The sequence below is a fragment of the uncultured Alistipes sp. genome, from assembly GCF_902388705.1.
GTDB lineage: Bacteria > Bacteroidota > Bacteroidia > Bacteroidales > Rikenellaceae > Alistipes.
The window spans coordinates 1-7,745 of sequence record NZ_CABMQJ010000076.1; the positions used below are offsets into that span (position 1 = coordinate 1).

Sequence of the window (7,745 nt, forward strand, 5' to 3'; positions counted from 1 at the left end):
AACACGCAGGCGGCAGGCGTGTGGCTGATTTTCCTCGTTGCCCATAGCTTGGGGGGGGCCCGTATGTTTCGCCGCCCGCCCCTGTGCAGCGATGTTCCGCCCTGCTTCACTTGCTGGCCCGGAAGAAAGGTGGGGACGGCATCTCTCACCTCTCACCTCTCACCTCTCACCTCTCCAAACGCACTTGGCAATAGCTTGCGAAGTGGCGAGGAATTTTCCGATAGGGAAACTCTACCAATCCGCTGTCCGGGCCGTACTGTCCGTCCGGACCTATTTATACCCCGTTGCTTATGTGGTATGGACGATTCATTCACCCGCAGCATCTGCTTCTGTTTTTAAGATGACTTCCTGCCGGTTTCCCGCAGCCTTGACGGTGCTATATGGCTGTCATATCCCTCTGCCGACTGCGAGAACTGGTATTTTCAGGCCCGGAGTCTCCTGGCTGCATTGCTGATTCATCCGTCTTCTTTCCACCTTCTCATTTATTCATGCCAATCCGTATAGAGTCCGCAACGTTTGCAATGGAGCCGGTAGGTTTTGTGGTGTACGGCGCGGACTCGGAGCGTTGCATGGCGGCAGCCGGGGCACCGCAGGGTGTAGAGCAGGCGCTCGTAATGCCGGAACAGGAAAAAGTTGATGCAGCTTACGGCTATGGCGGCAAATCCGATTCCTGTATCTTCGCTTGTGATTACGGGGAGCAGGCAGCATATCAGGGCGAGAAACAGGATTATCAGCCCGAGTGTATGGATTGTCCGGTTGCGCAGGTGTTTCGAGTGCCAGAGGGGCAGCGTCGCGCACATGCTTGCGACTGCCGGTGCGCTGCCGATGCCGAGCAGCAGGAGATAGTTGTTCATGACAAATAGCGGGATGCCTGTCCCCGGGCATAAGTAAGTGGGTTTGGGATAGGGGTATAAAAAACGTGGGACAAAACTTTCATTATCGCATATCGAGGTTCTGGAATACCCTGTGGCAATAATATAAAGTGAAGCCCACGTTGGAAACGTGAGCATCAACTCCACTTCTTTTGCCACAGATTGAAATTTTCCAGATTTCGATATGCAAAGACGTAAAGCTAACGCTTTTTATATGTTTGTGCCGGCGATTTTAGTACCTGCAGCCGGCACGGAAGTGATTCGCAATGATGTTACAACACGCTTTTCAATGCTTCATAGGCAACGGGGATTTGGGATTGCATATGCAAAAATAAGAAAAACATCCGAAAATCACGGATGTTTTCACTTAATTATACGGTTTCGGTTCCGCCGCTGCGTCGGCCGCCGAATTACTTGAGTTCGTCCGGGTGCAGTTTGCGGTACTCTTCGAGCGTGAGGGGGCGTCGTCCGTTTGTGCGGCGCAGTTTGTCGGCGATTACATGCACGGCGGCCTTGAACGTGCGTCCGAGTTCCGTGATGAATCCGCGCGGCGGGAAAAGCGTGCGCACCATCTCGCGGTCCCATTTCTTAAGGAAGAACTTGCTGTAATACTCGTCCGCGGGGTTTACCAGGAAGTCGATGTCGTCTTTCCATTCGTAACGCACGTGCATCAATTCGCCCTCGGAAAACGGCAGCAGCTTGTAGGGCAGCGACTGGTAGGGGAGGTAGTTCAGGAACAATTCGCCGTAGTCGTTGGCGTAGTTTCCCGGAACGCGGCGCTTGTCGTAGAGCACCAGTTTGTCGCCGATGCACAGCAGCACGTAGCGGTGCGATTGTTTGGGGAAGAGCCACTCTCCCAGCAGGCTCGGCGTTTCGATATACCCCGCTTTGCCGACGCGTACCACCTCGCGCAGGAACTGCGCCGGGTCGTCGCTGTGTTCGAGCACCTGATTGCAGATTACGTAGTCGAACTCTTTGTCGGCGAACGGGAGGGATTCGGCTGCGGCGTTCACCAGTTTCTGATGCGGATAGACCCGGATATCGCCGCTGCGGTGGGTATTGTCGCCGATAAATTTATCGGCAAGTACGTTGGCACGGTAAGTAGGGTTGTTTCCAGGGCCGATTTCGAGCACCTTGTAGCGCCGCTTGATATGCAGGTCCTGCCTGCTTTTGGGTGTGCTGATCCTCATAGGGCACATTTATGTTTTCACAGTCGGAGCAAAGATAGGAAAATAATTTTAATTATCACGAAACATGCGTTTTACGTCTTTCCACTCCCCGTCGTTGGGCGCGGGCTCGATACCCAGCAGGCGGCACAGGACGAGGTACATGTTCTGGTTCTGGAACGGGCGCTGGCGGTAACCCTTGCGGAATGCCGGCCCCGAACCGTAAAAGACCATGTGCATCTCCCTGTCGCGGTTGTCGAATCCGTGTGTGCCGCGCTTGCGCACCGGACGCTCCCGGCCTGTCTTTGCATAATCGAGTGTCCATCCCGTTTCGGGGATGACGATGATATTGGTCAGGCGGGTGGGGTGCGTGCCGTAGTGGAAGCGGCGTGGCATGCGCTCGCGTTTCCACGCTTTCATGTGTCCGGCCTTGCGCAGGATGCGGAGCGCCTGGCCGGCATACGCCTCCTTGACCTCCAGCCCGAACGGGGTGCCCGGCACGACGCGCACGACCTGTGACGTGTCGAGCAGCGGCATGAGGTTGATGTAGCGATCTGGCGACAGTTCGGCCATGCCGTGGTCGGCTGTGACGATGAAGTTGATGCGGTCGAAGACAGGCGAACGGCGTATTCCGCGGAAGAAATAGCGGAGCACCGAATCGATATGCTCGGCCTGCGCCACGACCTGTGGCGCCTCGGGGCCGTAGGTGTGCATCGCGGCATCGGGCTGTTCGAAATACCACATCACCAGCTCGGGGATTTCCTCCTCGGGGCGCGTCATGGCGTCGATTACCCAGTCTGCGCGCTCGTAGTAGGAGGGTTTCGACGAGTAGCGTGTCCACACGGTCGCCTGCCTGCCGCCGATGGGGACTTCGCTGCCCGGCCACATGAAGATATTGGCGGTGAGCCCCTGCCGCTCGGCCGTGTTCCAAATAGGTTCGCCGCCCCAGAATCCCGGTGTGCGTACGTCCTGCGAGTCGAATACCGAAAGCCTCCGGCCTGCTGTACGGTCGTAGAAACTGTTGTTCACCACGCCGTGGTGATCCGGGTGGAGTCCCGTGGCCATGGCGTAGTGGCTCGGAAAGGTGTTCGACGGGTACACGGGATAGATTTCGGCATAGGTGCCGACCCGTGCGAGCGAGTCGAGCGTCGGCGTGTGGCTGCGGCCCGCCAAATCCCAGCGGAAGGCATCCATCGAGAGAATCACGGCGTATTGTTTCTCCTGCGGGAGTGCGGCGTTCGTCCGGCGGGATGCGGCGCATCCCGTGAGCAGCACTGCCGACAGCAGGATACAGGCGTATTTTTTCATGACGGGAAGTTTTAGGTTCGTGTAAAGATACAAAAAAAGCGCCCACGGTAACGTGGGCGCTTCCCGATTGTGAAATATTTTATTTCATGTAGTTTTTCACGTAGTGGTGGTGCTGGCCGAAACGCTCGAAAGCGGCACGGTCGAGCTCCTCCTGCGCCGAAGGATCGGCTATCGAGATAATCAGGCGGGCGCGCTCCTGCAGCGTTTTGCCGTAGAGGTCGACTGCGCCGTGCTCGGTCACGAACCAGTGGATGTGGTTGCGCGTGGTCACGACGCCGGCGCCCGGCGACAGCACCGGGGCGATTTTCGAAATGCCCTTGTTGGTCATCGAGGGCATGGCGATGATGGCCTTGCCGCCTTTCGAGAGCGACGCCCCGTATACGAAGTCGATTTGTCCGCCCACGCCCGAGTAGAATTTCGTGCCCAGCGAGTCGGCGCATACCTGGCCCGTGATGTCGACCTGCAGTGCCGAGTTGATGGCCGTCACGCGGTCGTTCCGCGAGATGATATAGGGATCGTTCGTGTAGCCCACGTCCATCATCAGCACGGCGGGGTTGTCGTCGATGAAGTCGTATACGCGCTGCGAACCCATCAGGAACGTTGATACCATCTTGCCCTTGTCGATGTTCTTGGCTTCGCCGTTGATGACGCCGCTCTCCACGAGGGGCAATACGCCGTCGGCGAACATTTCGGTGTGGATACCGAGGTTCTTGTGGTTGCCCAGCTGTGCCAGCACGGCGTTCGGAATGGCTCCGATACCCATCTGGAGCGTTGCTCCGTCCTCAATCAGCGCGGCGCAGTGCTTGCCGATGGCCGTTTCGATTTCGTTCGGCTGGGTGAAATGCGCCTCGATCAGCGGGGTGTCGTCCTGCACGAAGAGGTCGATTTTCGAAGAGTGAATCATCGCCTGCCCGAATGCGCGGGGGACGTGCTTGTTCACCACGGCGATTACGTGCTCTGCGGTTTCCACCGCCGCCAGCGTCGCGTCTACCGAGGTGCCGAGCGATACGAAGCCGTGCTTGTCGGGCGTCGACACCTGAATCATCGCCACGTTGCAGGGCACAGCGCCGCAGCGGTAAAGGCGCTGTGTCTCGCTCAGGAAAATCGGAATGTAGTCCGCGTAACCGCTCTGGGTCACTTTGCGGACGTTGCTGCCCACGAAGAACGAGTCGAGCTGGAATACACCCTCGAATTTTGCATCGGCATAGGGTGCGGGACCCTCGGTGTGCAAGTGGTGGACGTGCACGTCCTTCAGCTCGCCTGCCTCGCCGCGTGCGCACATGGCGTTGATAAGGCATTGGGGCGCCGAAGCCACGGAGCTCAAATGCACGTGGTCGCCCGATTTGATAACCTTGACGGCTTCCTCGGGAGTGGTAAATTTGATCTGGGTAGTCATTTTTACTTTAAGTTTGTATTGGTTTTAGTTAGCGGTAACCTTGGTTGCGTTTTCGCGTACGAAATTGCGAATGGCTTTGTCGGAGTAGGTCCAGAAGATCGGAACGTTGCGCATCGTTATGATGTTCAGGGTGTTGATAGCCAGTCCCATGCTGATGTCCACCCGGTCGAGGCGGTCTACGCCCGGGGCGATGTTGTAGAATATCACCACGACGTGTTCGGGCTGTCCGCCGCGCATCGTGTATACGCGCCCGTAATGGTCCGACGAGGGGTACGATTTACCCTTGGCGAAGGCGCAGGTTCCGTTGCGCTCGCCGCCCATGTAGAGGCGGAAGCCGCCGTACAGGGGCGTGATGTCGAAGTGCAGCATCACGGTGCCCGTGATGTTGTCCCCGGCGCAGATGACGTTCGAGATGCGGAAATCGTTTACGAACGAGGGGGTGCTGATGTCCGCGGGCTGGTGCTCCCGGGCGAATTTCTCGACCGCCTCGTTGCGCAGGCTCGCGAAATGGCGCACCTCCTGGCGGAGTTTCTTCTTCTGGGCCTTTTGCAGCGCTTTCTGCTCTTTGTCCGTCGGCACGCCGCGGGACGGGGCCGAAAAAGCCGATGCCGCCCCGCACAGCGTGCAGAGCGACAGCAGCAATACAGTCAGGCGTTTGAGCATGGCGATGCTATTTGCGTTTCACTTCTACCTGTTCGTATCCCTCGACGATGTCGCCGACACGGATATCGTTGAACGATTCGATGTTCAGTCCGCAGTCCTGTCCGGCCGAAACCTCTTTGACGTCGTCCTTGAAGCGCTTGAGCGACCCGAGCTTGCCGGTGTAAATCACGATACCGTCGCGGATGACGCGGATCGGGGTGTTGCGCTGGAGCTTGCCTTCGCGTACGACGCATCCGGCGACGGTTCCGACCTTCGATATCTTGAAGATCTCCAGCACCTCGACCGAAGCGACGATCTCCTCTTTCATCACCGGCTCGAGCATGCCCTCGATGGCGTCCTTGATGTCGTTGATGGCGTCGTAGATGATCGAGTAGAGGCGGATTTCGATCTCCTCTTTCTCGGCCAGCTTGCGCGCGGATGCCGACGGGCGCACCTGGAAGCCGACGATGATGGCGTTCGAAGCGGCGGCCAGCAGCACGTCCGACTCCGAGATCTGTCCCACGGCGGCGTGGATGACGTTGACCTGCACGGTTTCCTTCGAGAGCTTGATGAGCGAACCCGACATGGCCTCGATCGAACCGTCCACGTCGCCCTTGACGATGATGTTCAGCTCCTTGAACGAGCCGATGGCGATGCGCCGTCCGATTTCGTCGAGCGTCACGTGCTTCTGGGTCATGATGCCCTGCATGCGCTGCAGCTGCTCGCGCTTGTTGGCGATTTCGCGTGCCGAGCGGTCGTCCTCCATGACGTTGAACGTGTCGCCGGCCTGCGGGGCTCCGTTCAGTCCCAGCACCTGTACCGGCGTCGAGGGGCCTGCCACCTCCACTTTCTTGCCGTTCTCGTTGAACATGGCCTTCACGCGGCCCGTGGAGGTGCCCGAGAGGATTACGTCGCCGATATGCAGCGTACCGCTCTGCACGAGGATGGTCGAAACGTATCCGCGGCCCTTGTCGAGCGTCGACTCGATTACCGTACCTACGGCTTTCTTGTCCGGATTGGCTTTCAGGTCGAGCATTTCGGCTTCGAGCAGCACCTTCTCGAGCAGTTTGTCGAGGTTCAGGCCCTTCTTGGCCGAAATCTCCTGATCCTGGTATTTTCCGCCCCACGACTCCACGAGGTAGTTCATCTGCGAGAGCTGCTCCTTGATGTGGTCGGGGTTGGCGTTGGGTTTGTCGATTTTGTTGATGGCGAAAACCATCGGCACGCCTGCGGCCTGCGCGTGGTTGATTGCCTCGATGGTCTGCGGCATGACGCTGTCGTCGGCCGCCACGATGATGATTGCGACGTCCGTGATTTTGGCGCCGCGGGCACGCATGGCCGTGAAGGCCTCGTGGCCCGGCGTGTCGAGGAACGTGATTTTCTGTCCGTTCAGTTCGACGCTGTAGGCACCGATGTGCTGCGTGATACCGCCGGCCTCGCCCTCGATGACGTTGGTTTTGCGGATGTTGTCCAGCAGCGAGGTCTTACCGTGGTCGACGTGTCCCATGACCGTAACGATCGGCGGGCGCGGCATGAGGTTTTCCTCCTTGTCCTCGCCTTCGTCGTTGATAGCCTCCTGGATTTCCACCGAAACGAACTCGACCTTGTAGCCGAACTCCTCGGCGACTACCACGAGCGCTTCGGCGTCGAGGCGCTGGTTGATGGACACCATCAGTCCCAGGTTCATGCACGCCGTGATAACCTGCGTCGGCGATATGTTCATCATCGTCGCCAGTTCGCTCACGGTCACGAACTCCGTGACTTTGAGCGTCGAACGTTCCTGTTCTTCGCGTTCGAACTCTTCGTTCATGCGCTCGGCTACGGCGTCGCGCTTGTCCTTGCGGTATTTGGCGCTCTTGTTCTTGGCACCCTTGGCCGTCAGGCGTGCGAGGGTGTCCTTTACCTGCTTCGAAACCTCTTCGTCGCTCACTTCGGGACGTACAATCGGTTTCGGGGCCGCTTTGCCCTTGTTCTTGTTGCGGCGTCCTTCGCCGGGACGGGGCTGGTTCTGTCCCTGTCCGCCGGGACGGTTCTGTCCGCCCTGGCCTCCGGGGCGGTTTTGTCCGCCCGGGCCGCCTTGTCCGCCCTGCTTGTTGCCGCCGCCCTGCGCATTGCCTTTCGGAGCCTTGCTCACGTCGACTTTTTCTTTCTGCAGGCGCTTGCGTTTATGCTTGCCGCCGGCCACGAATCCCGATACGTCCATCGTGCCGAGTACCTGCGGCCCGGTCAGGGTCACGGTTTCCGGCCGGAAGATGTTGTCTTTCGGGGCCGCGGGTTCCGCTTTGGGTGCCTCGGCCGCCGGGGTTGCTGCGGGCTTCTCCTGTACGGGCGCAGCCGGAGTTGCCGGAGCCGCCGGAGCCG

Annotated in this window: 6 protein-coding genes; all 6 read right to left on the reverse strand. The window is 58.9% G+C overall.

Annotated elements, in window-relative coordinates; all coding sequences use genetic code 11:
* Window positions 1–482: 482 nt before the first annotated feature.
* The gene (locus QZT71_RS11370; RefSeq protein WP_295916259.1) at window positions 483–854 is read right to left on the reverse strand and encodes a hypothetical protein; all 372 of its coding nucleotides are present in this window, start codon (window positions 852–854) and stop codon (window positions 483–485) included.
* Between the two features lie 428 nt (window positions 855–1,282).
* A complete protein-coding gene (locus tag QZT71_RS11375) occupies window positions 1,283–2,062 on the reverse strand; it encodes a class I SAM-dependent methyltransferase (RefSeq protein WP_295916262.1) in 780 nt (259 codons plus the stop codon).
* A gap of 48 nt (window positions 2,063–2,110) precedes the next feature.
* The gene (locus QZT71_RS11380) at window positions 2,111–3,346 is read right to left on the reverse strand and encodes an ectonucleotide pyrophosphatase/phosphodiesterase (protein ID WP_295916265.1); all 1,236 of its coding nucleotides are present in this window, start codon (window positions 3,344–3,346) and stop codon (window positions 2,111–2,113) included.
* A 79-nt stretch (window positions 3,347–3,425) separates the two neighbouring features.
* The gene (locus QZT71_RS11385; RefSeq protein WP_295916267.1) at window positions 3,426–4,742 is read right to left on the reverse strand and encodes an acetyl-CoA hydrolase/transferase C-terminal domain-containing protein; all 1,317 of its coding nucleotides are present in this window, start codon (window positions 4,740–4,742) and stop codon (window positions 3,426–3,428) included.
* Window positions 4,743–4,766: 24 nt separating this feature from the next.
* Window positions 4,767–5,405 carry a hypothetical protein gene (locus QZT71_RS11390; RefSeq protein WP_295916270.1) on the reverse strand — a complete coding sequence of 213 codons (639 nt, stop codon included), beginning with the start codon at window positions 5,403–5,405 and terminating at the stop codon, window positions 4,767–4,769.
* Window positions 5,406–5,412: 7 nt separating this feature from the next.
* Window positions 5,413–7,745 (reverse strand): translation initiation factor IF-2 (gene infB / locus QZT71_RS11395; RefSeq protein ID WP_295916273.1); only part of this gene is annotated, 2,333 nt, incomplete at its 5' end.